This window comes from Pseudoxanthomonas sacheonensis, from assembly GCF_031455975.1.
GTDB classification, from domain to species: domain Bacteria; phylum Pseudomonadota; class Gammaproteobacteria; order Xanthomonadales; family Xanthomonadaceae; genus Pseudoxanthomonas_A; species Pseudoxanthomonas_A sacheonensis_A.
In genome coordinates, this window is record NZ_JAVDTT010000003.1 from 195,138 (window position 1) to 221,240 (window position 26,103).

The window sequence follows — 26,103 nt, forward strand, 5'->3', positions numbered from 1 at the left end:
GTCATCCCAGCGGAAGCTGGGATCCATCTTGATCTTGCTCGGGGTCTTTCAACGTAAAGGCTTAAAGTCAAAATGGATCCCAGCTTCCGCTGGGATGACGTTCAAAGAGGTCGGAAAGCCCATGGGATTTAGACCGTCAGGACACCGGCAGCCGTAGCGTCGCTAACCCGCCACCTGTAGCCAGATTGGAAAGGTCCGCCTCGCCGCCATGCAGCCGGGCAACCTCGCGCACGAACGGCAGCCCCAGACCGGAGCTGCGCAAGCCTGTCGATGGCCGCGCCAGCGAATAGAAACGTTCGAAAACACGCTCCTGTGCGTAATCTGGAACACCCGAGCCCTGATCCTCCACCCGGATCTCGATCATCCTCCCATCGGCCCTGCCGGACAGGGAAATCTTCCCGCCTGGTGGCGAGAACGCGATGGCGTTGTCAAGCAGATTGGAAATCGCCTGCCGCAACAGATAGGCATCGCCCTGCACGCTGGCCTGCGGGTCGTGGGCGTCAACCGAAAGCGTGAGTCCGGCGGCGGCCAATTTCGCCGCTACCCCTTCGGCAGCCTGCGCCAGCATCTCTGCAATTTCGACCGGCTCCAGTTTCTGCAGCCAACCATGCTGTTCCACTTCCGCCAACGCCAGCAGCTTGTCGATGGTTTCGGTGAGCCGTTGTTCCTGGGTCTGGATATGGTGCGCGAATCGCTGGCGCTCGGCTTCGGGCAAGGGTTCCTGCAGCAGTTCCGCCGCACCGCGGATCGCAGCCAGCGGACTCTTCATCTCGTGGGTCAGCGACTGCACGTACTGCTCGACATACGCCTTGCCTTCCAGCTTCCTGCGCATGGTTTCCACCGCACGTCCCAGATCGCCTATCTCGTCGCGACGTGCGGGCAAGGGCGGCGCGCGCTCGCCCGCGCTGACCGCCTGCGCATAACGGTTGAGACGATTGATGCCGCGCATCAGCCACCAGGTGATCAGGATACCGATCAGGGCCGATAACCCGATCAGCCAAGCGCCCTGGCGCATGATGCTGCGCTGGCTGGCGGCGATGAAGGGGTCGATGCTGGCATTGGGCTGCGCCAGGCTCAGCACTCCGATCAGCCGATCGCCATCGCGGATGGGCGCGGCGACGTGCATCACCGTATTGGTTTCGTCGCCTGGCGTCACCGGGCTGGAGCGTGCGCCGTATTCGCCGCGCAGAGTGCGGTAGACGTCGTTCCAGCGCGAATTATCGCGGCCCAGATCCTTGCCTTCGGAATCGAACACCACGATGCCGCGCGGATCGGTGATGGTGATCCGGTAGTCGACGCGGCGCTTGGGGAACTGCCAGATGGTCGCGCGCAGGTCGCGCTGCCGGGCCTCGGCGAGATCGCGCACGAACTTGCCGTCGGCTATCCGCCCCGCCTTCATGTCCTCCGCCGCCATCACCGCCAGCACGTTGGCCGAATCCACAAGAGTGGATTCCATGGCCTGGCGCACCCCGGGCTTCACTTCGTTGACGAACACGCGCATGACGAAGAACGCGGCCAGCCCCACGATCAGGAAGAATCCCAGGAACAATCGCAGGCCGAGGCGCATCAGTCCTCCAGCGCGTAGCCGAGGCCGCGATGGGTGCGGATCGGATCGTTCTCGGCGCCGGCCGCACGCAGCTTCGCGCGCAGGGTCTTGATATGGGTGTCGACCGTGCGATCGGCGCTATCCGCATCGCTATCCCAGCCGCGATCCATCAACTGCGCACGGCTGAGGATGGCACCGGGGCGTTGCAACAAGGCCGCGAGCAGCATGTATTCGTAACGGGTCAGTTCCAGCGCATTGCCCCGGAAACGGATGCGGTGGCCTTCGCGATCCACCTCGAAGTCCCGGTGCGCCTGCTCTTTATGTGCGATCTCCTTGGTCGAACCCGCGTCCGCCTGGCTGCGGCGCAGACGCGCGCGTACCCGCGCCACCAACTCCCGCGGCGAAAACGGCTTTGCCATATAGTCGTCGGCGCCCAGCTCCAGCCCCAGCACGCGATCGATCTCGTCGTTGCGCGCGGTCAGGAAGATCACCGGCACCTCGCTGACCCATGCTTCCTTTGCGCTGCGCAACTCGCGGCACACGTCGAAACCGCTGCGATCCGGCAAGCCCACGTCCAGCACCACCACATCGACGCCGCCGGCGCGCACACGCGGCGCTATTTCGCGGCCCAGCAGGCAGTGCTCGGCTTCCAGACCCTCGCTGCGCAACGCGTACAGCACCGCGTCGGCGATGGCGGGTTCGTCTTCGGCGATCAGGATCAGGGGCATGGCGCGCAGCATAACGGCTATGCTTCGCGCCATGAACTATAGACATGCCTTTCATGCCGGGAATCATGCGGACGTCCTCAAGCACATCGTGCTGCTGGCCTTGCTCGATGCGCTGAAGCGCAAGGACGCGCCGTTTTTCGTGCTGGATACCCATGCCGGGCGCGGTCGCTACCTACTGGCCGCGCCGGAAAGCCGCAAGACCGGCGAAGCCGACGCCGGCATCCTCAGACTGATGGGCGAAGCGAAGATGCCCGAAGTGGTGGAGCGCTACCTGCGCGCGGTGGAAGCCAACAACCCCGTCGGCGCATTGATCGCCTATCCCGGCTCGCCGCTGCTGGTGGCCCAGGCCCTGCGCGAACAGGACCGCCTGGCCGCCTGCGAACTGCAGCCGGAGGAAGCGGCCGCGCTGAAGGACTTGTTCGCTCACGACCCGCGCGTGGCCGTGCACGCGCGCGATGGCTATGCCGCGATCAAGGCGATGCTGCCGCCCAAACACGGCGCGACGAAATTCGCGCGCGGCCTGGTGTTGATAGACCCGCCCTACGAAGTGCAGGAAAACGAGTACCCGCAGATCATTTCCACGGTACGCGACGCGCTCGAACGCTGGCCCCAGGCGACTTACGCCATCTGGTATCCGATCAAGCAGCGCCGCACTTTGCAGCCGTTCTTCCGCAAGGCCGCAGCGCTACCGGCCAAATCGGTATTGCTGGCGGAGCTGCAGATACGCGCCGACGACTCGCCGTTGCGCTTGAACGGCAGCGGACTGGTGATCCTCAATCCGCCGTGGCAGTTCGACCAGCAGATCGCACCGGCGCTGCCGCTTTTGAAGAAAGCGCTGGGCGAAGCCGGGGCGATGACGCGGCTGGAATGGCTGCGCACCGAAGGCTGAAACACCCCACGTATGCGAGAATCGCGGCTCCCCAACGCAACTCCTTGACTGCCACATGGCCGGATCCAGCCTTTTCGCCCTGATCGACGACATCGCCTCGCTGCTCGACGACGTGTCGGTCATGACCAAGATCGCCACCAAGAAGACCGCAGGCGTACTGGGCGACGACCTGGCCCTCAATGCGCAGCAGGTCTCCGGCATCAACGCCGACCGCGAGCTGCCGGTAGTGTGGGCCGTGGCCAAGGGCTCGTTGGTCAACAAGGCGATCCTGGTGCCGGCCGCGCTGGCGATCAGCGCGTTGGAGACCTGGCTGCACGGCAGGGGCTACAACATTCCGCTGGTCACGCCGCTGATGATGTTGGGCGGCGCGTTCCTGTGCTTCGAAGGCGTGGAAAAGCTGGCCCACAAGTTCCTGCACGACAAGAACGAAGACAAACAGCACCACGCCGAGCTGGTAAAGGCCGTGCAGGACGAAAACGTCGACATGGTCGCGTTCGAGAGGGACAAGGTGCGCGGCGCGATCCGCACCGATTTCATCCTCTCGGCCGAGATCATCGTCATCTCGCTGGGTACGCTGGCCGGCAGGACTTTTTTGGAGCAACTGCTGACGCTGGTGGCCATCGCACTGATCATGACCATCGGCGTATACGGCCTGGTGGGCGGCATCGTGAAGCTGGACGATCTGGGACTGGCGCTCAACCGCGATCGAAGCGACGGCAGCTGGGCGAAGGTCAAGCGTAATGTCGGCACAGGCATCCTGCGCGGGGCTCCGTACCTGATGAAGTTCCTCTCCATCGCCGGCACCGCCGCGATGTTCCTGGTCGGCGGCGGCATCCTGGTGCATGGCTTGCCGCCTCTCCACCATTTCATCGAGCCCTATGCGCAAGGCACGGCCGGCACCCTGGTTTCCATGCTGTTCGATGCCGTTGTCGGCATTCTGATCGGTATCGGCGTGCTGCTGGCGGTCAAGCTGGTCTCCCGGCTACGCAAGCCGAAGACCTTGCCGACGGGCTGAATCAGAGCATTACGCGGACCTGCCTCCGGCCTGCTCCCTCACTCCCCGCAGCGTTCCTTTCATGCGAGCATGACAACATGACCGCGCCGAAAAGACTCCCACCGTGGCACGAGCAGTTCCGATTGCCCAATGGCCGCGAGCTGCTGATCCGTCCTATCCGCCCTGAAGATGCGGACCCCATCCAGGGCGCCTTCGCACTGCTGGGGCCGGAGGAAGTCCGCCAGCGCTTCCTGTATGCGCTGAAGGAAATGACTCCGGAAATGGCGCACCGCCTGTGCCATCCCGACCCTCGTACCGAATTCGCACTGGTCGCGGCCGAGAACCTACCGCCGGGCGAAGCGCTGGTGGGCGCGGTCGCACGCACCTCCATCACGCCGCGTACACGCGATGCGGAGTTCGCCATCCTGGTCAGCCATTTCATCGCCGGACAGGGCCTGGGCCGCCAACTCATGCGCAAACTGGTGAAATGGGCCAAGACCAAGAAGCTGGACCGCCTGTACGGCGACGTGCTGGACCATAACCATCCCATGCTGCAGCTTGCCCAGTCGCTGGGTTTCAAGCGGATGCGCGAGGACGATACCCCCGGCTTGGTGCGGGTGGTGCTGGATCTCAACGAGTAAGCGGATTGGCGGTCGGCGGGACGGAAACAGAAACGATTCCGTTAGCAATCGCCACGTCTTGGAGCGGCGCGCGACGAATCCGGTCGCTGATCTGGCCGCCCGCTTCCAGCATATGCGTTGCGCCTAATGGGGGCCTGCGGCAGGCACCGCCGCGCCACGCCACTATATGAAGGGCCGCGCATGAACATCGACGAAGCAAAACTCAACGACTTTCTGGGCAAGGCGGTCGGCGACCTGGGCGCGGCCATCAGCGCCAGCCTGATGCTGGTAGGCGACCGGCTAGGCTTGTACCGGGCCCTGGCCGAAGAGCCCGCCACCCCCACCGAACTCGCCGCACGCACCGGCACTCATGAGCGCTACATCCGCGAATGGCTGGGAAACCAGGCCGCTGGCGGCTATGTGAGTTACGACGCCAACAGCGGCCGCTACACGCTGAGCGACGAGCAGGCGCTGTGCCTCGCCGACCCCAACGGCCCGGTCGACCTTCCCGGCGCGTACAACATCGTTGAAGACACCTTCCATACGCTGGACCGCACCCTGGAGAATTTCCGCAGCGGCGCCGGCATGGAATGGGGCGAACACCACCCCTGCCTGTTCCACGGCACCGAGCGATTCTTCCGGGCCGGTTACCACGCGCACCTGCTCGGCGAATGGCTGCCCGCGCTGGAGGGAGTGGTGGACAAGCTCGCCCACAACGCCAAGGTCGCCGATGTCGGCTGCGGCCACGGCGCCAGCACCGTGCTGATGGCACAGGCTTATCCGAATTCACAATTCATCGGCTACGACTACCACCCCGAATCGATCCGCATCGCCAGCGAGCGCGCGGCAACCGCCGGCGTGGCCAACGCGCGCTTCGAGGTCGCAGATGCCGTCGGCTACGCCGACCGCGACTTCGATCTGATCGCCTTCTTCGATTGCCTGCACGACATGGGCGATCCCGCAGGTGCCGCGCGGCATGCACTGCAGGCGCTGAAACCCGACGGTCATTGCCTGCTGGTGGAACCGTTCGCTGGCGACAAGGTCGAGGAGAACCTCAATCCGGTCGGACGGGTCTATTACGGCGCTTCTTCGCAGATCTGCGTACCGGTGTCGCTGGCGCGCCATGGGCCCGCGCTAGGCGCACAGGCCGGAGAAGCGAAGCTGCGCGCCATCATGGTCGATGAAGGCGGGTTTAGCCGCTTCCGGCGCGCTACCGAGACTCCGTTCAACCTGGTGCTCGAAGCGCGGCCCTGAGCCCTGCGCATCGCGCTGATACCGAATCGGCGAGCGGGACCGACGCTTCAGGGTGAGGCAGGATCGACCCACTCTGAAGCGTCTACTGACATGGTCTGACGCGCCGAGACGCTAAACTGCATGCCCCTCCCCTGCGCTGGGTGCGATCGCACCCGGCGCTGCTGCTGTTTGCGTGCCGATGCCTCCCGACCACAAATCCACCCGCTTCCCTCCTCCGCCGTTGCCCCGCGGCAACCAGCTGCGTGCCTGGTGGCGCGCTCCCGCCTCGCCCACGGCCCTGGCCTGGTCGCTGGCGCGTGCGGCCGAAGCCCACGAGGGGCCGTTGCTGGCCGTGGCCCGCGACAACCAGGGCGCGCACCAGTTGGAATCGGACCTGCATACCTTGCTCGGCACGCAGGCCGAGCTATCGGTGCTGCCGTTCCCGGATTGGGAAACCCTGGCCTACGACCGTTTCAGCCCGCATCCGGACATCATTTCCCAGCGCCTGGCCGCCCTGCACGGCCTGCCGACGCTCAAGCGCGGGATAGTCGTGGTGCCGGTACAGACGCTCATGCAGCGGCTGCCGCCGTTGCGTTATGTGGTCGGTGGCAGCTTCGACCTGCGCGTCGGCCAGAAACTGGACTTCGACCAGGAAAAGCGCCGCCTGGAGGCCGCCAGCTACCGCAACGTGCCGCAGGTACTGGATCCGGGCGATTTCGCCATCCGTGGCGGCCTGCTGGATGTCTTCCCGATGGGCGCCCATGCGCCGCTGCGCATCGAGCTGCTGGACGACACCATCGACTCCATTCGCGCCTTCGACCCGGAAAGCCAGCGTTCGCTGGAAAAGACCGACGCGGTCAAGATGCTGCCCGGACGCGAAGTACCCCTGGACGATCTTTCCGTGCAGCGGGCTCTGGATGCCCTGCGCGAACGCTTCGACGTGGATACCCGGCGCAGCTCGCTGTATCAGGATCTCAAGTCGGGTATCGCGCCGGCAGGGGTGGAGTACTACCTGCCCCTGTTCTTCGAGCAAACCGCGACGCTGTTCGATTACCTGGACAACACCAATACGCTGCCGCTGATCGCCGAAGGCGCCTACGAAGCCGCCGAAGCGTTCTGGGCGCAGACCCGCAACCGCTACGAACAGCGCAGGCACGACATCGAACGGCCGCTGGTGCCGCCGGATGAGCTTTATCTCGCACCCGATGCGTTGCGCGAGCGCCTGAACCGCAATGCGCGCATCGAGGTGTGCGGGCCGAACCATCCGCGCCGCGAGGAATCGCAGCCGCTGGGCGACCAGCCGGTGCCGGTGCTTCCGCTCGCCGCCAAGGATGTCGAGCCCGCAGCGGCGGTGAAATCGTTCCTGTCCAGTTATCCGGGACGGGTGATGGTGGCGGCGGATTCGCCGGGTCGTCGCGAAGCGTTGATGGAAGTGATGCAGGCGGCGGCGCTGACGCCGGACGTCATCCCCGACTTCAACACCTTCCTCGCCGGATCTTCCCGATTCGCGCTCGCCGTCGCGCCGCTGGAAGACGGCTTCGCGCTCGACGCGCCGCAGATCGCGGTGCTGACCGAACGCCAGTTGTTCCCGGAACGCGCCACCCAGCCACATCGCCGCCGCCGCACCGGTCGCGAACCCGAAGCCATCATCCGCGACCTGGGCGAGTTGAGCGAAGGCGCGCCCATCGTCCACGAAGATCACGGCGTGGGCCGCTACCGCGGGCTGGTGGTGCTGGAAGCCGGCGGCACGCCCGGCGAATACCTCGAAATCGAATACGCCAAGGGCGATCGCCTGTACGTGCCGGTCGCGCAGCTGCATCTGATCAGCCGCTATTCCGGCGCGTCGGTGGAAACCGCCCCGCTGCATTCGCTGGGTGGCGAGGCTTGGACCAAGGCCAAGCGCAGGGCCGCGGAGAAAGTCCGCGACGTGGCCGCCGAACTGCTGGAAATACAGGCACGCAGACAGGCGCGCGCCGGCCTGGCGCTGCACTTGGATCGTGCGATGTACGAACCGTTCGCGGCCGGCTTCCCGTTCGAGGAAACCCCCGACCAGCACCATGCCATCGAAGCGGTGATCCGCGACCTGGCCAGTTCGCAGCCGATGGACCGCGTGGTCTGCGGAGACGTGGGTTTCGGCAAGACCGAGGTCGCCGTACGCGCCGCCTTCGCCGCGGCCAGCGCCGGCAAACAGGTCGCGGTGCTGGTGCCGACCACGCTGCTGGCCGAACAGCACTACCGCAACTTCCGGGACCGCTTCGCCGACTGGCCGTTGAAGGTCGAAGTGCTGTCACGCTTCAAGAGCGCCAAGGAAATCAAGGAAGAACTGCGCAAGGTCACCGAGGGAACGTTGGACGTGATCGTAGGCACGCATCGCCTGTTGCAGCCCGACGTGAAGTTCAAGGATCTGGGGCTGGTGATCGTCGACGAAGAGCAGCGCTTCGGCGTGCGCCAGAAGGAAGCGCTGAAGGCGTTGCGCGCCAACGTGCACCTGCTGACTCTCACCGCCACGCCGATTCCGCGCACCTTGAACATGGCCATGGCCGGCCTGCGCGATCTTTCCATCATCGCCACTCCTCCGCCCAACCGTCTGGCGGTGCAGACCTTCATCACTCCGTGGGACGCGCCGCTGCTGCGCGAAGCCTTCCAGCGCGAACTGGCGCGCGGCGGCCAGCTGTATTTCCTGCATAACGACGTGGAAAGCATCGGCCGCATGCAGCGCGACCTGTCCGAGCTGGTGCCGGAGGCGCGCATCGGCGTGGCCCACGGACAGATGCCGGAGCGCGAGCTGGAACAGGTGATGCTGGATTTCCAGAAACAGCGCTTCAACGTGCTGCTGTGCACGACGATCATCGAATCGGGCATCGACATCCCCAACGCCAATACCATCGTCATCAACCGCGCCGACCGTTTCGGACTGGCCCAGTTGCATCAGCTGCGCGGGCGCGTCGGCCGTTCGCACCACCGTGCCTACGCTTACCTGGTCATCCCCGACAAACGCAGCATGACCGGCGATGCGCAGCGCCGTCTGGAAGCGATCGCGGCGATGGACGAACTGGGCGCAGGCTTCACCCTGGCCACGCACGACCTGGAAATCCGCGGCGCCGGCGAGCTGTTGGGCGAAGACCAGAGCGGCCAAATGGCGGAGATCGGCTTCAGCCTGTACACCGAACTGCTGGAACGCGCGGTACGTTCGATCCGCCTGGGCAAATTGCCCGACTTGGACGCCGGCACCGCGCATGGGGCCGAGGTCGAACTACATATCCCGTCGCTGATCCCACACGACTACCTGCCGGACGTGCACACGCGACTGACGCTGTACAAGCGCGTGAGCAGCGCCGTCGATGCCGACGAACTGCGCGACCTGCAGGTGGAAATGATCGACCGCTTCGGCCTGCTGCCGGATGCTGCCAAGCACCTGTTCGCCATCGCCGAACTCAAACTCACGGCTACGGCGATGGGCATCCGCAAGCTGGATCTGGGCGAGAACGGCGGACGTATCGTGTTCGAGTCGCAGCCCAATATCGATCCGATGTCGGTGATCCAGATGATCCAGAAACAGCCCAAGCTGTACTCCATGGATGGGCCGGACAAGCTGCGGATCAAACTGCCGCTGCCCGAGGCGGCGGACCGCTTCAATGCAGCGCGCGGCTTGCTGGCGGCACTGGCCAAATCGTAGGGTTCGTCGTTGAGGGTGTGTCGGTCGGGGCTACGCTCGCGCACCTTTGGCGGGTTTACTGATTCTTACGGCCTCCACAGTGCCTGTTTCTCTGCTCTAATTAACCTTGTCGAAGCCGGAAAGGAAACAGTCGTGGACACCGCATCGTTGCTGTGGGGTTTGCTGTTCGGTTCCGTGGGATTGGGCTATTTCATTTACGGAAAGAACCAGAAGGCGCTGCTGCCGGCGCTGTGCGGGGTGGCGCTGATGGTCTTCCCGTATTTCGTTTCCAGCATATGGCTGATGGTGGTTGTCGGGGCCGGATTGATGGCGCTGCCGTTCTTCGTCCGCTTCTGAGCAGCACGACCCGTTGAGCCTGTCCGTTGCCAGCCTGTAGGCGCGTTGGTAGTGAATGGCTGTCGCCAACCGGCGACCGGAAGACCACCACCGACGGAGGCAACCATGCGCAAATTCCTTGCAGCGTTCCCGGTTCTCATGCTCCTTGCTTCACCGCAGGCCCACGCGATCACCCAGGCGGAGGCGGAAAAGATCGCCGCCAATTACCTGGCCTCGTTACCGCCGGCCGACGTCAGCTACGATGCCATCAAGACGGTCATCGGCGATTTGGATGGCGACGGCAAGCCTGAAATCGCGGTCCAGACCGCATTGCTGGGCCCCACTTACTGGTCCTATCGACTCGACGTCTTCGTGGATCGCGGCAAGGGCTATGCGCACGCCGGAACCAGCGAACTATGGGGCGACGTACAGAGTATCGCGATCGACAAGGGCATGGTGGTGGTGAAATCGAAGATGCTCGCACCCAACGATCCGCGCTGCTGCCCCACGCTGGAAAAGACGTATCGCTACGTATGGAAAGGCGGCAAGGTGATCGAAGCCAAGTGATCGCGCTTGGATCGGGTGCAGCGCAATGACCGGTTGGCGACGCTTTCTACGCTCTTTCTGCTGCAGGGGATTTCCATTGAAGGAGATTGCACGTGGCACTGACCAGGATAGAGAGTTACGAAGTGATGTATGCCGCCAACCAGTTCGCTCCGCGGATATGGCTGAAGAAAGGAACCAGCTACATCGGACAACTGGTGTTCCATCCCAACGGTCAGTCGCTCCCCGCCGACGGACCGGATGCGAACAATCCGTCCTTGCACTACCATCTGGACGACTTCCACAACGCGCTCGACCTGCTGCGCAACGAGAAACCGGTATGGTTGTTGTATTCGGGAACGGGCGGCGGCTTCGAGAACGGGATCAAGACCGATGCCGAAACCACCGGCGAGGGCGAGACCGGCTTGAAACGTTTCGCCAAGCACTGAGGCACACGTTCGCCGGCGCCGTGCTCGCGGGCGCGGCGCTGGCGTTGGCCTCCTGTTCCATCGCCCCGGCGCGCGATGCCGACACGGTCACTTTCGTCGTGGTTCGGCATGCGGAAAAAGGCGCCGACGACCCGCGCGACCCCTCGCTCAGTCAGGTCGGCCAAGCGCGCGCGCAGCGCTTGGCGACGCTATTGAACGATACGACGGTCAACGCCGTTTACGCCACCGCCTACCGCCGCACCTATCAGACCGCACGGCCTGTCGCCGAGAATCACTTCCTGCGTATCACCACTTACGATGCGCAAATGCCCGCATCGCAGTTCGTCGAGCAGTTGCGCAGGCTGCACAAGGTCGGCACCGTCCTGGTGGTCGGCCATAGCAATACTGTGCCGGACATCGTCGGCGCGCTGTCCGGGCGGCCGGTCGAAGCGATCGGCGACGACGAGTTCGATCGTCTTTACCGGATACGCATCGGCGCCGACGGAAAAGCCGCCCTGTCGCAGGAAACATACTGACGGGCACAAGGCGGCCTGCACGCGATCCAAACACGCGTGCATTAACCTTGGAGCATGACTTTGCATCCGCAAACCGGCGTCTTCGGCGATTGGGACGGCAGCATCATCGCGGCGCGCAGCTTGCAGTCGGAACTGGCCCAGCGCGTTTCGCTGCGCGACGATTTCCCAGAACCGCAGGTGCTGGCGGGCTTCGACGTGGGGTTCGAGGAAGACGGCGCGGTCACCCGCGCGGCGGTCGTGCTGCTCGATGCCACGACGCTTCAACCCATCGAATCTCACATCGCCCGGGTCGCGACTTCGATGCCGTATGTACCCGGCCTGCTCAGCTTCCGCGAATTGCCGGCATTGATGGCCGCATTGGCCATGCTGACGCGAACACCGGAGCTGGTCTTCGTCGATGGCCAGGGCATCGCCCATCCCCGACGACTAGGAATCGCGGCGCACTTCGGTGTGGCGACAGGATTGCCTGCAATCGGAGTAGCCAAGAAAGTATTGGCGGGTCGCCATGACGAGCCGGGGCCGACGCCAGGCGATCGCGCTGCGCTGATGCACCGTGGCGAACAGATTGGTTGGGCGTTGCGCAGCAAACTACGCTGCAATCCGCTGATCGTCTCGCCCGGGCACCGGATTTCCTTGGACACAGCGGTCGGATGGGTCATGCGCACGCTGAAGGGCTACCGCTTGCCGGAACCGACCCGCCTGGCCGACCGGATCGCGTCCCGGCGCGGCGAGCTTGCAACCAGCGTCGCCGCCGCCATCGATAAGGACAGTCTCTTCTAAGCGCAACGATCCGTTCCCGTCGCCGAGTCGAGCGCTCGGCTTTCCTGTGCGATCCTGCGCCCTTCCCGGAGGCCTCCATGACCACGATCATCACTCCCCGTACCCACGACCTAGGCGGCGGTTTCGAAGTACGCCGTGCCGTGCCGAGCTTGCAGGCGCGCAGCGTAGGACCATTCGTATTCGTCGACCACATGGGACCGGCGATCTTCGAACCCGGCCGCGGCATCGACGTCCGTCCGCATCCGCATATCGGCCTGGCCACGGTGACGTTCCTGTGGGCCGGCGCGATCAAGCACAAGGACACGCTGGGCTCGGAGCAGGTGATCCTGCCCGGCGATGTCAACTGGATGACCGCGGGTCGCGGCATCGCCCATTCCGAACGTACGCCGGCCGACGAGCGTGGACGCGGGCATGCCGTGCACGGCATGCAGACCTGGGTGGCGCTGCCGAAACCCGACGAGGAAACCGCACCGGAATTCCACCACCACGCCGCCTCCGCACTGCCGCAGATCCGACGCAACGGCGCATTCCTGCGGGTGATCGCCGGACGCGCCTTCGGCGAGGAATCGCCAGTGCGCGTCTTCACCCACACTTTCAATGTGGCCGTGGACCTGGAGGCCGATGCCGAACTGGCCATCGAAGACGGTCATGTCGAGCGCGCGCTCTACATCCTGGAAGGCGATGCGCAGCTGGATGGCGCCGATGTCCCGGACAAGCATCTGGTGGTGCTCGACCCGGGCACGCGACCGGTGCTCCGCGCCAAGACTCCGCTCAAGGCCATGCTGCTTGGCGGCGAGCCGCTGGATGCGCCGCGTCATATGTGGTGGAACTTCGTGTCCAGCTCGAAAGAACGCATTGAGGTCGCGAAACAAGATTGGGTAGAAGGCAAGTTCGGCCAGATCCCGGGCGAAGTGGAATTCATCCCTCTGCCGGAACGGTAAAAGACAACTGACCTGTGGGAGCGGCGTCCCGCCGCGAGCTTTTTCGCTTCTATAGCCAAAGAGCTCGCGGCGGGACGCCGCTCCCACAAATCGTTTGTGGATGCTTCATCAGGAACCGGAGATCGCCTGGCATTGCGGCAGTGATAGGAGTCGTAGAGCTTTTGCGGCGCAACAAAGTGCGTCTAACGGAAAAGAAACAAACCCGATCATCGCTTCCGCTACTTTGCCCAAGCCGCCAGCCGGCGGAAAGACATCTTGGGGGCAACATGAATCTGGGCAAGAAACTCACGGCCGAGTTCCTCGGCACGTTCTGGCTGGTCCTCGGCGGCTGCGGCAGCGCAGTGCTCGCGGCCAACTTCGGCGGTGACGGCAACCCGTTGGGAATCGGATTCGTAGGCGTTTCTCTGGCTTTCGGCCTGACCGTACTGACCGGCGCGTATGCGTTCGGCCATATCTCTGGCGGCCACTTCAATCCGGCAGTGAGCCTGGGATTGTGGGCGGGCGGGCGCTTCCCGGCCAGGGAACTGCTGCCCTACATCGTCGCGCAAGTACTGGGCGGCATCGCGGCCGGTTTCATCCTGCTACAGATCGCCAAGGGTGGCGGCGGCTTCTCGATCGACCCCACCGCTGCCGGCGCCTTCGCCACCAACGGCTACGACGCACTGTCGCCGGGCGGCTACACGGTCGCGTCGGCCTTCCTGTGCGAAGTGGTGCTGACGGCATTCTTCCTGATCGTGATCATGGGTTCCACCCACAAGAACGCGCCCACCGGCTTCGCGCCCATCGCAATCGGCCTGGCGCTGACTCTGATTCACCTGATCAGCATCCCGGTCACCAACACTTCGGTGAACCCCGCACGCTCGACCGCCGTCGCCGTATTCGTCGGCAACGGCGCGCTCAGCCAACTGTGGTTGTTCTGGTTGGCGCCGATCCTGGGCGCGCTGATCGGCGGCATGTTGTACGGCTGGCTGGGACGCAACGAGGCGGATATCGTCGGCAATCGCTGAGCGGCGAGTGCTCCGCAAAACGAAAGCCGGGCTTTGCCCGGCTTTTTTTGACTCAGATGTTGCCATGGGTCCGAAAGCTGAGCTAAGGTCGTTTGGTCTGACGGCTGGGGAGGCCGGCGGACGGGAACCCTGGGAGTTTTACGGGCTTCGGAAGGTCGCGGTCGAATAGACACTCATGGGTTCCGCAACCCGCCATCAGCATGTCGCAATGGCCCTTCCAGGGGGAATCACCCATGAAAACCATCTACCCACTTTCAGTACTTGTTCTTTCAGCACTTCTTACCGTGCCCGGCATGGTCAAGGCCCAGCAAGCCCCCGTCCGGTGCCCCGTACTTCCCGCCAGCTCCGGACTGCAGTGGGAGGAACGAGCGAACACCGGTTTCCTCGCCTGCAAGGCCCGGACCGAAGACGACAGCAAGTCCGTGAACCTGTTGCTGACTTCACGCGACCCGGATCTGCGCCTGAGCCGGTCCAGACGCGCGGAGCAAGGCGTCTTCTCCGGGCAACCCCTGCACTGGTACGTCCCGGAACTCGCCGGACAGGACGAATCGGCAGTGGCTTCCAAGCGGATCGCGGTGGTGGAGCTGGGCAAGGGTCAGTACGCGCAGATCTGGATCGATGCCAAATCGCCGGAAGCCCTGGCCGAACTGCAAACCTTGGCGGGGAAGTTGGACGTCAGCACGGGCACCGCCTACCTCGTTTCCGGGAACTGAACACAAAGGCGCGGCAATACCGCGCCTGCAATTCAGAAACGACCTTCCTGAAAATCGACGAAGGCCTGCATCAGTTCCTGCTTGGTGTTCATCACGAACGGGCCATGGCGCATCACCGGTTCGCGCAGGGGACGGCCCGCGACCAGGATCAGACGCGCGCCCTTGCCGCCGGCGCGCAGCCGCAACAGATCGCCGCCGCCGAGCACCGCCATTTCGTGGGTCTCGAGCGCACGCGCGTCTTCGCCCTCGCCCACTGTCGCTGCGCCTTCGAACACGTAGGCGAATGCGTTATGGCCTTCGGGCAGGGTGTATTCCCAAACCGTGCCTGCGTCGAGCGCGATATCCAGATACACCGGATCGGTGGCCGGCTGCACGATCGGGCCGACCACCTCGCCCACCTGGCCAGCGATGACCTTAACGCTGACGCCCACTGCCGGCGTGGCCACCGGAATGCGGTCCGGTGCGTATTCCTGGTACTTCGGATCGGTCATCTTGTCGCGCGCAGGAAGATTCACCCACAACTGGAAGCCGCGCATGCGTCCGGATTCCTGTTCCGGCATTTCCGAATGCACCAGACCCCGGCCGGCGGTCATCCATTGCACGCTGCCCGGGGTCAGCAGGCCCTCGTTGCCGTGGTTGTCCTTGTGGCGCATGCGCCCATCCAGCATGTAGGTGACGGTCTCGAAACCGCGATGCGGATGGCTGGGGAAGCCAGCCAGGTAGTCCTCGGCGCGGTCGGTGCCGAACTCATCGAGAAGCAGGAAAGGATCCAGCTCCGGCAGATCCGGACCGCCGATGACGCGGGTCAGCTTGACGCCGGCGCCGTCGGACGTGGCGCGGCCGCGTACTTTGCGGGTCACGCGAGCGGGAGTCTGGGAAGTAGCGACGGTATTCATGGAGCCTCCTTATTCGATGTCCACAAGATGGCACCGCCCGCCCCACTTCGGAACCGCACAACACGGAACCGATTGTTCCAGCAGCGTCACCCAACCGGCCCAAGGAACGACCATCGACCGTTGCGGGAGCGACGCCAGTCGCGAAGCGCACGGCAAATACCAACCTTTCCCTCTCCACCGTCGCATTCAGCACCGTGATTAGTTTTTACGGTGGATCGGAGTAGTCCAGCTTCGCGACTGGCGTCGCTCCTATAAGAGCCGAAGCTCAAGCCACGTAGACCGACTTGATGTTCATGAACTCGTGAATGCCGTGCTCGGCCAGTTCGCGGCCGAAACCGGAGCGCTTGGTCCCGCCGAACGGCAGGCGCACATCGCTTTTCACCACTGCGTTGACGAATGCCGCGCCGCACTGCAGCTGGCGGGCGACCTGGTTGCCGCGCTCGCGGTCGCCGGTCCAAACGCTGCCGCCGAGGCCGAAAGTGGTGTCGTTGGCGACTTTTATCGCTTCGGCTTCATCCTTCACGCGGAGGATGCTGGCCACCGGACCGAACAGCTCCTCTTCGTAAGCGGCCATGCCCGGCACCACCGCATCCAGGATCGACGCCGGATACCCCGCGTGCGAGCCATCCGGCTCGCAGCCCAGCAGCGGCTTGGCGCCCTTGGCGATGCTGGCCTGGACCTGCTTGTGCAACTCGTCGCGTAAATCCTGCCGGGCCATCGGGCCCAAGGTCGTGGCTTCGTCGTTGGGATCGCCGAGCTGCAATTTGGAGGCCGCGTCGACGAAGCGCTGCACGAAGGCGTCGGCGATGGCGTCCACCACAATGAAGCGCTTGGCGGCGATGCAGGTCTGGCCCACATTGCCGAAACGCGAAGCCACCGCGCTGGCCACCGTCTTGTCCAGGTCGGCGTCTTCCAGCACCACGAAGGCGTCGCTGCCGCCGAGTTCCATCACGCACTTCTTCAGCTGGTCGCCGGCATTGGCGGCGATAGAGCGCCCCGCCCGTTCGCTGCCGGTCAGGGTCACCGCGGCGACGCGCCGGTCGCGCAGCACGTCGGCGGCCTGGTCGTTATCGATGTGCAGGGCCGCGAACACGCCCGTTGGAATGCCGGCGTCACGCAGCGCTGCGGCGATGAGGTCCGCGCAGCGCGGAACGTTGCTGGCGTGTTTGAGCACGGCCACATTGCCCGCCATCAGCGCGGGCGCTAGAAAACGGAAGACCTGCCAGATCGGAAAATTCCACGGCATCACCGCCAGCACGCAACCGATGGGTTCGAAACGCACGTAGCTGTTGCTGGCTTCGGTGGCGATGGGTTGGTCGCGCAGATAATCCGCCGCATGTTCGGCGTAGTAGTCGCAGGCGTCGGCGCACTTGTCGACTTCGGTCAGGGCTTCCTTGCGCAGCTTGCCCATCTCGGCGGTCATGACCCTCTGGATATCGTCGCGACGGCTGCGCAGCTGCGCGCCGACCTTGCGCAGCAACTCTCCGCGTTCGGCTAACGGACGCGCGGACCATTGCGGGAATGCGGATTCGGCGGCCGCCAGGATGGACTCCACAGCGGCGCTGTCCATCAGTTCGAGCGTGTATTCGACCTTGCCGGTCGCGGGATTGACGGTTTCGACAGTCATGGGCAACTCCACGGATCAATGGGCGAAGTCTGCACCTGCGCGCGTTATGCAGACGTCTCCGAAAACGGTTGGGATCGGGAATGGACAGTGCCATTCCCGCAACGAAGTCAGCCGTTGTCCTGCAGCGCCAGCTGCATGTCGCGCTGCCGCCGCTTCTCTTCGCGATTCATCAACCACCAGGCGACGAATGCGGCGACCGATACCACCACGATCATGATCGTGGCCAAGGCGTTGACCTGCGGGTTGAGCCCGCGACGCGCCGAAGAGAACACCACCATCGGTAAGGTGGTGGAACTGGGTCCGGACACAAAGCTCGCGACCACCACATCGTCCAGCGACAGAGTGAAAGCCAACAGCCAGCCCGAGACGATGGCCGGCGCGATGATCGGCAGCGTGATCAGGAAGAACACCTTGACCCGGTTCGCCCCCAGATCCATCGCCGCTTCCTCCAGCGACTTGTCCAGCTCGGCCATGCGCGAAGACAGCACCACGGTGACGAAGGCCAGGGTGAAAGTCACGTGCGCGATCCAGATCGACAGGATGCCGCGCGGGGCGAGGCCGACCAGATTGCCCAGCGACATGAACATCATCAGGATGGACAGGCCCAGGATCACTTCCGGCATCACCAACGGCGCGGTGATCAGCGCGCCGAACAGGGTCTTGCCGGGAAAGCGCCGCATGCGCGTCATCACCAGTGCGGCCAGGGTGCCCAGGATCACCGCGGCGGTGGCGGTGAAGAACGCGATCTTGATGCTGATCCAGGCCGCGCCCAGCATCTGGTCGTTCTGCAGCAGCTTGCCGTACCACTTGAGCGAGAAGCCCGACCACACCGTCGCCAGCTTGTTCTCGTTGAACGAATAGAACATCAGCACCAGGATGGGCACGTACAGGAACCCGAATCCCAGCGTCAGGATCAACCAGGTCGGCCAGCGTTTGGCGAGATTGCTCATGTCAGCCTCCCTTCGATCTCGCTCTGCTGCACGCGGTTGAAGATCAGGATCGGTATCAGCAACAACCCCAGCATCACGATCGCCACGGCCGAGGCGGTGGGCCAGTCGCGGTTGTTGAAGAACTCGTTCCAGAGCACGCGCCCGATCATCAGGGTGTCCGGACCGCCGAGCAATTCCGGAATCACGAACTCGCCTACCGCCGGGATCATCACCAGCATGCAGCCGGCGATGATGCCGGCCTTGGACAGCGGCAGCGTGATCTTGAAGAAGGCCTTCCACGGCTTGGCGCCCAGATCGTAGGCGGCCTCGAGCAGCCGTTGGTCGTGCTTGACCAGGTTGGTGTACAGCGGCAGCACCATGAACGGCAGATAGCAGTACACGATGCCGATGTAGGCGGCCGTGGGCGTATTGGAGATCTGCAACGGTTCGCCGATCAGGTGCAGTTTCATCAACAGGTTGTTGAGCAGGCCGTTCGGCTTGAGGATGCCGATCCAGGCATAGACGCGGATCAGGAACGAGGTCCACGACGGCAGGATCACCAGCATCATGGCGATATTGCGCGTCGACGGCGGAAGCCGCGCGATGACGTAGGCCATCGGATAGCCGATCAGCAGCGCCAGGAAGGTGGAGATGGCGGCGATCTTGATCGAGCTCAGATAGGCCTGCACGTACTGCGAATCGGTGAACAGGCCGATGTAGTTGCTGAGGTTCAATTTCAGCGACAGCGCGTTGTCCACGTACTCCAGCACCGGCGTATACGGCGGCATCGCGATGGCGAGCCGCGAGAACGAGATCTTCAGCACGATCAGGAACGGGATGGCGAAGAACACCAGCAGCCACAGGTATGGCACTGAAATCACCGCCCAGCGTGGGTGCGGGAAGATCTTTTTCAGGAGGGCGTTCATGAGGTCAGCACCACGCCTTCGTTGTCGCCCCACGACACCCAAACCTCGTCGCCCCAGGTCATCCCCTCGCTGGCCCAGCGCTGCTGGTTGGCGAAGTTGGCCATGAACTTGTAGCCGCTGGGCAGGCGCACGTGAAAGACGGAGTGGCTGCCGAAGTAGGCGATGTCTTCGATCTTGCCGCGCGCCTTGTTGTAGCGCTGATCGGGCTCTTCCTTGCTGATGTGGACCTTTTCCGGACGCACGCCGAACGAAACTTCCTGGCCCTCGAAACCGGAGATACCGTGACCCACGTAGATGGGCGTATCCAGCGAAGGCGACAGGATGGTCACGTAATCGGCCATGTCTTCGTCGACCTTGCCCTGGAACATGTTCACCGAACCGATGAACTCGGCGGCGAAACGGCTGGTCGGGGATTCGTATATTTCGTCGGGCGTGCCGACCTGGCGGATGCGACCCGAATCCATCAACGCGATGCGGGTGGCCATGGTCATGGCCTCTTCCTGGTCGTGGGTCACCATCACGCAGGTGACGCCCGAGGTCTCGATGATATTGACCAGCTCCAGCTGCATCTGCGAGCGCAGCTTCTTATCCAGCGCGCCCATCGGCTCGTCCAGCAACAGCAGTTTCGGGCCCTTGGCTAGCGAACGCGCCAGCGCCACGCGTTGCTGCTGTCCGCCGGACAACTGGTGCGGCTTGCGTTTGGCCAGCTTGCCCAGTTGCACCAGCGCCAGCATTTCGTCGACGCGTTTCTTGATCGCATCCTTCGACAATCCGTCCTGCTTCAGGCCGAAGGCGATGTTCTGTTCCACGGTCATATGCGGGAACAGCGCGTAGGACTGGAACATCATGTTGATGGGACGTTCGTACGGCGGCAGATCGTTCATGATCTGGCCGTCCAGATAGATCTTGCCCGAAGTGGGCTTCTCGAAGCCGCCCAGGCAGCGCAGCAAGGTGGATTTTCCGCAACCCGATCCGCCCAGCAGCGCGAAGATCTCGCCCTTGCGTATGCTCAGATCGGTGTCCTCGACCGCGACGAAACCATCGAACTCCTTGCGCACGTCGACGATCCGCAGGTAGTCCTCCACGGGCCTGGCATTGCCGGCGGTGTTTTTGGTTCCGTTCAACTGTTCGATTGCCATCGTTGTCCCCAGAATGTCATGGCGCCAAAAAAAATCAGGCCGATCTTCGAATCTGCTCGGACCTAGACGAACTGCCGGCCGAAGCGATGTTTCTCATGGCGCGCGCGACATACTCTTCCTTCTCGCCCACCGGGGCGACGTAATGAAGCTCATCGCGAGCCGCGCCCTCTCCCTCGAAGCGGGCGATGATCCAGGCGGCAAGATATTGCGACGCCAGGCAGCCGCCCGCGGTCGCCACATTTCCCTGGGCGTAGAACGGTTGGTTGATAACCTCGATGCCCGCCTCCTGCACCCAAGGCTTGGTAGTGAGATCCGTGCAGGCGGGAACGCCGCCGAGCAGACCGAGCTTGGCCAGGATCAGCGTGCCCGAACATTGGGCGCCGATCAGCTGGCGTGCGGGATCCAGCTCGAGCCTGGCCATAAGGTCCGGACGGTCGACGATTTCCCGGGTCCGCATGCCGCTTCCGACAATGACGGCATCCGCCGCGCAGGCTTCTTCCAAACTTGATTGCGCATGCACGGTGACGCCGTTCATCGAAGTGACCGACGCTGCCGGACATGAGAGCGTCACTCGCCAACCGGGTTTCTTGATGCGATTGAGTATGCCCAATGCGATCAAAGAATCGAGTTCGTTGAATCCTTCGAATGTGAGGATCGCTATGTGCATGGCGGCGTTCTTTCGGATGCTCGCTATTCTTGTCCGGGAACGAATCGGGGCAGGCGTAACCGCCTGCCCCGTTCGTATGTTTACTTGCCGGTCTTCAGTTCCGTCCAGATCCGCGTATAGAGCTTGTCGACTTCCGGCGGAATGATCGCGAAGGTGAACAGTTTCGCCTCGACCTCCGGCGGCGGATACACCGTCGGATCCGAGGTGATGCTCTTCTCCATCAATTCCTTCGCCTTGGGAACCGCATTGGGATAGCTGATGAAGTTGGAGTTGTTGGCCATCACTTGCGGGTCCAGCAGGTTGTTGATGTAGGCATAGGCCTCATCCACATGCTTGGCGTCCTTGGGGATGGCCAGCATATCGAACCATTGCGGCGCCCCTTCCTTCGGAATGGCATAGGCGATATTGACGCCGTTGCCGGCTTCGGCCGCGCGGTCGCGCGCCTGGATGATGTCGCCCGACCAGCCCACCACCAGGCAGATGTCGCCGTTGGCCAAGGCGTCGATGTACTGCGAGGAATGGAAGTTGCTGATGTAGGGCCGAATGCTCTTCAGCAACACCGCCGCCTTGTTGATCACCGCCGGATCGGTGCTGTTGGGGTCTTCGCCAAGGTAGTTGAGCGTGATCGGGATCAGCTCCGAAGGCGTGTCCAGGACGGTCACGCCGCAGTCCTTGAGCTTGGAGATGTTTTCGGGCTTGAACACGATGTCCAGGCTGTTGGTCAGGTCGGTATTGCCGAAGGCGGCCTTGACCTTGTCCACGTTGTAGCCGATGCCGGTGGTGCCCCACATGTACGGGATCGCATATTTGTTGCCGGGATCCTGCGACTCCAGCTTCTTCATCATCACCGGATCGAGATTGGCGTAGTTGGGGATCTTGGATTTATCCAGCGGCAGGAATACGCCAGCCTGGATCTGGCGTCCGAGGAAATTCATCGTCGGTACCACCACGTCGTATCCGCTGGAGCCGGCCAGCAGCTTGGTCTCCAACACTTCATTGCTGTCGAACACGTCGTAAGTGACCTTGATGCCGGTCTTCTTCTCGAAGTTGGCGTTGGTGTCCTCGGCGATGTAATCGGACCAGTTGTAGACGTTGACGCTTTTCTCGCCGCCCGCGGCCGCGGCCGCTTTGTCCCCGCCCTTGCCGCCGCACGCGGCAAGCACGCAAGCGGCGATCATTGCACCCAGTATTCGCAGTTTCATCGCACTCTCCAGATGGCCCGAAAGGGCTTGTTGTTGGCACCCGCACCCCGCAGCACGCGAGGCGTCCGTTGTTCCCTTCCTGTTCTAAACCCGTTTACAAATCCAGCCAGTTACAAACCCAGCTCTGCGGCGGTCTCGTTCAATGCCTTCCAGGCCTTCTCGAACAGCTCGTCGACCTGGCCCCGACTGATGATCAGCGGGGGCGACAGCAGCATGGCATCGTAGGTGGCGCGCAAGATCAGGCCATTGGCCAATGCCTTGTCGCGACAAAGCTGTCCCACTGTACCGCGATCGTCGAAGAATGCACGCCGGCCCTTGTCCGGCACCAGTTCGAGGGCACCGACCATGCCCGCGATTCGCGCTTCGCCGACCAGGCGATGTTCGCCGAGCTCGGCCCAGCGTCTGGCGAGGTAAGGGGCGGTATCGGCCTTGCAGGTTTCGACGATTTTTTCTTCTTGCAGGATGCGGATGTTCTCCAGCGCCACCGCGGTGCACACCGGATGCCCCGAATAGGTGCAGCCGTGCGCCAGCTCCCCGCCCTGATCGGCCAGCACCCCGGCGACGCGATCGTTGAACATGGCCGCGCCCAGCGGGATGTAGCCGGAGGTGATGCCCTTGGCCAGGGTCATCACGTCGGGCATGAAGCCGAAGTATTCCGAGCCGAACCATTCGCCGGTGCGGCCGAATCCGCAGATCACTTCGTCGGCGACCAGCAGCACGTCGTACTTGCGGCAGATGCGTTCGATCTCCGGCCAGTAGGTCATCGGCGGGATGTACACGCCGATCGCGCCCATGATGGGCTCGCCGATGAAGGCGGCCACACGGTCGGGTCCGAGTTCGAGGATCTTGGCTTCCAGCCTGCGCGCCGCGACCAGCCCGTATTCGTCGGGGTCCAGGTCGCCGCCATCGGCGAACCAGAACGGCGGATCGATATGGTGGATGTCGGGAATCGGCAGGCCGCCCTGCTTGTGCATGCCGGCCATGCCGCCGAGGCTGGCGCCGGCCATGGTGGTGCCGTGATAGCCGTTATGGCGGCCGATGAAGATGTTCTTCTGCGGCTTGTCCTGCACCGCCCAGAAATGCCGGACCAGGCGCAGGATGGTGTCGTTGGCCTCGGAGCCGGAATTGGTGAAGAACGCATGGTTGAGATCGCCCGGAGTCAGCTCGGCGAGCTTGGCGGCGAGCAGGATGGTGGGCTCGGTGGTGCACTGGAAGAAGCTGTTGTAGTAGGCCAGCTGCGTCATCTGTCTGGACGCGGCATCGCCCAGTTCCTTGCGGCCATAGCCGATGTTGACGCACCACAACCCGGCGAACGCATCCAGCAGCTTGTGGCCTTCGGCATCCCACACGTAGGCGCCCTCGCCTTTGGTGAGAATGCGCGTTCCCTTCTTCGCCAGCGCGGCGTTGTCGTTGAACGGATGCAAGTGGTGCGCTGCGTCCAACTGTTGCAGGGTGCGGGTATCCAGGTGGTCCATCGAAACTCCTCTCTTGTCATCCCGAGCGCAGCGAGGGATCTGCTGTTGCTTGGCCGAGCGGTGAAGCAGATCCCTCGCTACGCTCGGGATGACAGGGTTGTTGGTAATGACTTCAAACGTTCAACAACAAAAACTCCCGCTCCCACGAACTGATCACGCGGAAGAAGGTTTCGTATTCCTTGCGTTTCACCGACACGTAGGCGCGCACGAAACGCGACCCCAGCAATTCCTGCAACGGCTTGCACTGTTCGAGTTCGTCCAGTGATTCCCCCAGCGAACGCGGCAACTCGAAGCCCACATCCTGGGCGCTTCCGGCCAGCGGCGCGGTCGCCTTCAATCCTTCGCGCATGCCCAGCAGTCCGCATGCCAGCGTGGCCGCCATGGCCAGGTAGGGGTTGGCGTCGGAACCGGCGAAACGGCTTTCCACCCGCGTGTTTTCCGACGTATCCATGGGCACGCGCAAACCGCAGGTGCGGTTGTCGTAGCCCCACTGCACGTTGATCGGCGCCACCTGCCCCAGCGCGAGGCGGCGGTACGAATTCACGTTCGGCGCGAAGAACGCCATCGCCATGGGCACGTACTTCTGCAGCCCGCCCAGGTACTGATCGAAGGTTCTACTCAGCTTGCCTTCGCTCTTTCCGGCGAAGACGTTGTTGCCCTTCTTGTCGAGCATGCTCTGGTGGATGTGCATGGCGCTGCCGGGTTCGTTCTCCATCGGCTTGGCCAGGAAGGTGGCGTAGATGCCATGGCGCATCGCCGCTTCGCGCATGGTGCGCTTGAAGAAGAACACCTGGTCGGCGCGCGACAGCGCATCGGAGTGGGTGAAGTTGACTTCCAGCTGCGCCGCGCCGGATTCGTGGATCAGCGTGTCCACGTCCAGTTCCATCGCGTCGCAATAGTCGTACATCAGGTCGAGGATCGGGTCGAATTCGTTGACCGCATCGATCGAATACGACTGGCGTGCGGTTTCCGGGCGACCGGAACGGCCGGCCGGCGGCAACAGCGGGAAATCCGGATCGGTATTCTTCTGCACCAAGAAGAATTCCAGCTCGGGCGCGACTACCGGGCGCAGGCCGGCCTCTTCGTAAGCCGCCAGCACGCGCCGCAGCACGTTGCGCGGGGCCAGGTCGTGCGGTTGGCCGTCCTTGGTGTAGCAGTCGTGGATCACCTGCGCGGTCGGATCGGTGGCCCAGGGCACCATGCGGATCGTGTCCGGATCGGGACGCAGGTACATGTCCGAATCCGAGGGCGAGGTCAGGTCGTAATAGTCGTCCGGATAATCGCCGGTAACGGTGGTGGCGAAAATGCCTTCCGGCAAGCGCGTGCCGTAGTCGTGAGAGAACTTGTCGGCGGGAATGATCTTGCCGCGTGCGATGCCGGTGATGTCGGGTACCAGGCATTCGACTTCGGTGATGCTGCGCTCCTTCAGCCATCGCCGCAGCGAACTTTCGGGTTTCTCGGGTGAGGGTTTCTTCTGGGCCTGGCGCTGGGTCATGGGTTCACTTCAATGTTTTCGTTGTGCGGCGCGCGTGCGACAGGCGTCGCCGAAGGCTTTGAATATGCCGAGATAAAACCGATTTTCGATGACGCGCCACTCGGGATGCCACTGCACGCCGAGTAGAAAGCCGGCTCCTTCGTGACGGAACGCTTCGATCAAACCATCCGGCGCCACCGCTTCCACCTTGAGGCCCTTGCCTAGGCGGGCGACGCCTTGCCCGTGCAGCGAATTGACCCGGGCCGACGGCGCGCCGGCGATACCGGCCAGCATCCCGCCCGGATTGAAGGTGACGACATGTGCGGGGGCGTATTGCTGGTCGAGCGGATCGTTGGGATTTTCGCGATGGTCCAGGAATCCGGGTTGCTCCTGCACTTTCTGGTAGAGACTGCCGCCGAGGGCGACGTTCACCTCCTGAAAGCCGCGGCACACCGCCAGCAAGGGGATCCCCATCTCCATCGCCAGCGTCACTATGGGCAGGCTGTTGGCGTCGCGGGCGGGATCATGGAGATTGCCTTCGTAACTGGGTTCGTCGCCGTAGTGGTGCGGCTCGATGTTGCTGACCGAGCCTGTCAGCAGGACACCGTCGACCTGTTCCAGCAATCGTTCCAGCGGCAGCGCAGGCTGCAAAGCAGGGAGCAGGATCGGTAGCGCCCCGGCCCCGTCCACCACAGCGCGCACATACTTCTCGCCGACCGCGAGGAAAGGATGTGGACCGATTTCTTTACGGTCGGTGGGAAGGCCGACCAGCGGCAGGCTGGCCATCGGGGGAGGCTCGGAGAAAGCTTGCCTCAACTT

At 63.5% G+C, this 26,103-nt stretch carries 25 protein-coding genes; 13 read left to right on the forward strand and 12 right to left on the reverse strand.

What is annotated here, in order from left to right; translation table 11 throughout:
- Nucleotides 1–136: 136 nt before the first annotated feature.
- Together creC and creB are read right to left on the reverse strand one after the other, a co-directional pair.
- Complete coding sequence (creC, locus tag J2W94_RS13040) at nt 137–1,567, reverse strand: two-component system sensor histidine kinase CreC (protein WP_310094120.1); 1,431 nt, start codon at nt 1,565–1,567, stop codon at nt 137–139.
- Nucleotides 1,567–2,286 (reverse strand): two-component system response regulator CreB, encoded by a 720-nt coding sequence (gene creB, locus J2W94_RS13045; RefSeq protein WP_310094873.1) that lies wholly within the window; start codon nt 2,284–2,286, stop codon nt 1,567–1,569. The genes creC and creB overlap by 1 nt, the downstream gene beginning before the upstream one ends.
- A 19-nt stretch (nt 2,287–2,305) precedes the next feature.
- Here creB and J2W94_RS13050 point away from each other — a divergent pair, with 19 nt between their 5' ends.
- The 13 genes from J2W94_RS13050 to J2W94_RS13110 all read left to right on the forward strand — a co-directional run bounded on the left by J2W94_RS13050 (nt 2,306) and on the right by J2W94_RS13110 (nt 14,949).
- Complete coding sequence (locus J2W94_RS13050; RefSeq protein WP_310094122.1) at nt 2,306–3,163, forward strand: 23S rRNA (adenine(2030)-N(6))-methyltransferase RlmJ; 858 nt, start codon at nt 2,306–2,308, stop codon at nt 3,161–3,163.
- Between the two features lie 55 nt (nt 3,164–3,218).
- A complete protein-coding gene (locus J2W94_RS13055) occupies nt 3,219–4,178 on the forward strand; it encodes a DUF808 domain-containing protein (protein ID WP_310094124.1) in 960 nt (319 codons plus the stop codon).
- Between the two features lie 77 nt (nt 4,179–4,255).
- Nucleotides 4,256–4,798, forward strand: coding sequence for a GNAT family N-acetyltransferase (locus J2W94_RS13060; protein ID WP_310094126.1), 543 nt, complete (start codon nt 4,256–4,258; stop codon nt 4,796–4,798).
- Nucleotides 4,799–4,978: 180 nt separating this feature from the next.
- Nucleotides 4,979–6,031: a class I SAM-dependent methyltransferase gene (locus J2W94_RS13065; RefSeq protein ID WP_310094128.1), complete on the forward strand. Its 1,053-nt coding sequence runs from the start codon at nt 4,979–4,981 to the stop codon at nt 6,029–6,031.
- 178 nt (nt 6,032–6,209) lie between these two features.
- Nucleotides 6,210–9,686: a transcription-repair coupling factor gene (gene mfd / locus J2W94_RS13070; RefSeq protein ID WP_310094131.1), complete on the forward strand. Its 3,477-nt coding sequence runs from the start codon at nt 6,210–6,212 to the stop codon at nt 9,684–9,686.
- A gap of 132 nt (nt 9,687–9,818) precedes the next feature.
- Nucleotides 9,819–10,022 carry a hypothetical protein gene (locus J2W94_RS13075; protein ID WP_310094133.1) on the forward strand — a complete coding sequence of 68 codons (204 nt, stop codon included), beginning with the start codon at nt 9,819–9,821 and terminating at the stop codon, nt 10,020–10,022.
- 105 nt (nt 10,023–10,127) lie between these two features.
- A complete protein-coding gene (locus tag J2W94_RS13080) occupies nt 10,128–10,568 on the forward strand; it encodes a hypothetical protein (RefSeq protein WP_310094135.1) in 441 nt (146 codons plus the stop codon).
- Between the two features lie 92 nt (nt 10,569–10,660).
- A complete protein-coding gene (locus tag J2W94_RS13085) occupies nt 10,661–10,993 on the forward strand; it encodes a hypothetical protein (RefSeq protein WP_310094137.1) in 333 nt (110 codons plus the stop codon).
- A 44-nt stretch (nt 10,994–11,037) separates the two neighbouring features.
- Nucleotides 11,038–11,508 (forward strand): SixA phosphatase family protein, encoded by a 471-nt coding sequence (locus J2W94_RS13090; protein WP_310094139.1) that lies wholly within the window; start codon nt 11,038–11,040, stop codon nt 11,506–11,508.
- 60 nt (nt 11,509–11,568) lie between these two features.
- Nucleotides 11,569–12,288: a deoxyribonuclease V gene (nfi, locus tag J2W94_RS13095; protein WP_430540619.1), complete on the forward strand. Its 720-nt coding sequence runs from the start codon at nt 11,569–11,571 to the stop codon at nt 12,286–12,288.
- 77 nt (nt 12,289–12,365) lie between these two features.
- Nucleotides 12,366–13,229 (forward strand): pirin family protein, encoded by an 864-nt coding sequence (locus tag J2W94_RS13100; protein WP_310094143.1) that lies wholly within the window; start codon nt 12,366–12,368, stop codon nt 13,227–13,229.
- A gap of 266 nt (nt 13,230–13,495) precedes the next feature.
- Nucleotides 13,496–14,236, forward strand: coding sequence for an aquaporin Z (gene aqpZ / locus J2W94_RS13105; protein ID WP_310094145.1), 741 nt, complete (start codon nt 13,496–13,498; stop codon nt 14,234–14,236).
- Between the two features lie 233 nt (nt 14,237–14,469).
- Complete coding sequence (locus J2W94_RS13110) at nt 14,470–14,949, forward strand: hypothetical protein (protein ID WP_310094148.1); 480 nt, start codon at nt 14,470–14,472, stop codon at nt 14,947–14,949.
- Nucleotides 14,950–14,981: 32 nt separating this feature from the next.
- On the opposite strand, the gene J2W94_RS13115 is transcribed toward J2W94_RS13110, so the two are convergent.
- The 10 genes from J2W94_RS13115 to J2W94_RS13160 form a co-directional block, all read right to left on the reverse strand.
- Entirely contained in the window at nt 14,982–15,845 is an 864-nt protein-coding gene (locus J2W94_RS13115; RefSeq protein ID WP_310094150.1) for a pirin family protein, read from the reverse strand.
- A gap of 265 nt (nt 15,846–16,110) precedes the next feature.
- Nucleotides 16,111–17,472, reverse strand: a complete 1,362-nt coding sequence (locus tag J2W94_RS13120) for an NAD-dependent succinate-semialdehyde dehydrogenase (protein ID WP_310094152.1) — start codon at nt 17,470–17,472, stop codon at nt 16,111–16,113.
- 107 nt (nt 17,473–17,579) lie between these two features.
- Nucleotides 17,580–18,422 (reverse strand): ABC transporter permease subunit, encoded by an 843-nt coding sequence (locus tag J2W94_RS13125; RefSeq protein WP_310094154.1) that lies wholly within the window; start codon nt 18,420–18,422, stop codon nt 17,580–17,582.
- Nucleotides 18,419–19,327 (reverse strand): ABC transporter permease subunit, encoded by a 909-nt coding sequence (locus J2W94_RS13130; RefSeq protein ID WP_310094156.1) that lies wholly within the window; start codon nt 19,325–19,327, stop codon nt 18,419–18,421. The genes J2W94_RS13125 and J2W94_RS13130 overlap by 4 nt, the downstream gene beginning before the upstream one ends.
- Nucleotides 19,324–20,466, reverse strand: a complete 1,143-nt coding sequence (locus tag J2W94_RS13135) for an ABC transporter ATP-binding protein (protein WP_310094159.1) — start codon at nt 20,464–20,466, stop codon at nt 19,324–19,326. Before J2W94_RS13135 ends, J2W94_RS13130 begins: the two co-directional genes overlap by 4 nt.
- 34 nt (nt 20,467–20,500) lie before the next feature.
- A complete protein-coding gene (locus J2W94_RS13140; protein ID WP_310094162.1) occupies nt 20,501–21,133 on the reverse strand; it encodes a DJ-1/PfpI family protein in 633 nt (210 codons plus the stop codon).
- 80 nt (nt 21,134–21,213) lie between these two features.
- Nucleotides 21,214–22,335, reverse strand: a complete 1,122-nt coding sequence (locus J2W94_RS13145; protein ID WP_310094165.1) for a polyamine ABC transporter substrate-binding protein — start codon at nt 22,333–22,335, stop codon at nt 21,214–21,216.
- Between the two features lie 110 nt (nt 22,336–22,445).
- Nucleotides 22,446–23,810, reverse strand: a complete 1,365-nt coding sequence (locus J2W94_RS13150; protein ID WP_310094168.1) for an aspartate aminotransferase family protein — start codon at nt 23,808–23,810, stop codon at nt 22,446–22,448.
- 112 nt (nt 23,811–23,922) lie between these two features.
- On the reverse strand, nt 23,923–25,305 hold the full coding sequence (locus J2W94_RS13155; protein ID WP_310094171.1) for a glutamine synthetase family protein: 1,383 nt from the start codon (nt 25,303–25,305) through the stop codon (nt 23,923–23,925).
- Nucleotides 25,306–25,314: 9 nt separating this feature from the next.
- Nucleotides 25,315–26,070 (reverse strand): gamma-glutamyl-gamma-aminobutyrate hydrolase family protein, encoded by a 756-nt coding sequence (locus J2W94_RS13160; RefSeq protein ID WP_310094174.1) that lies wholly within the window; start codon nt 26,068–26,070, stop codon nt 25,315–25,317.
- Nucleotides 26,071–26,103: the final 33 nt, after the last annotated feature.